Here is a 450-nt window from a genome sequence, read left to right on the forward strand (position 1 = left end):
TACCGCGCGCGGCGGCGGTTTTGGCGTTGATCCATGCCGGATTGTCGTGCTTGATCTCAGACAACCACTTGCAATGGGCTGTGCGGGAGTGGGTATGTACAGCAACCTTGTAGGTGGTCAGGTGCAAGTCATCCTTGCCCATCTTCTGATGCTCAGGTATCGGCGTATAGGTCGGGAATGCAGGGAACCCCTTGGACGCGAAGTTATCGGAATAGAAGTCGAGCAGGCCGGACTTGATGAATGAGGTGTTCGGCGGATAGGCCTTACGCGGTGTGCCCTCGATGTTCTGGGCGACATAGGCTTTCTTGGCGCCCTCGACCCCCAGATAGCCTTTGTTCTTGGCCTCGGCTTTGCTGACTCCAGCCTTCTTGTAGTTCCAGTAGACGCCGGTTTTTTCATCGAGAATAATCCCGTCGCCAGAGACATCCACTTTGGCGACGGGATTATTCA

1 pseudogene is annotated in these 450 nt (G+C 55.3%); it reads right to left on the minus strand.

From position 1 onward, the window contains the following. Positions 1-450, minus strand: a pseudogene (locus Ga0074115_RS15555) (molybdopterin-containing oxidoreductase family protein); the annotation flags it as partial.

This window comes from endosymbiont of Ridgeia piscesae, from assembly GCF_001443665.1.
GTDB lineage: Bacteria > Pseudomonadota > Gammaproteobacteria > Chromatiales > Chromatiaceae > Endoriftia > Endoriftia persephonae.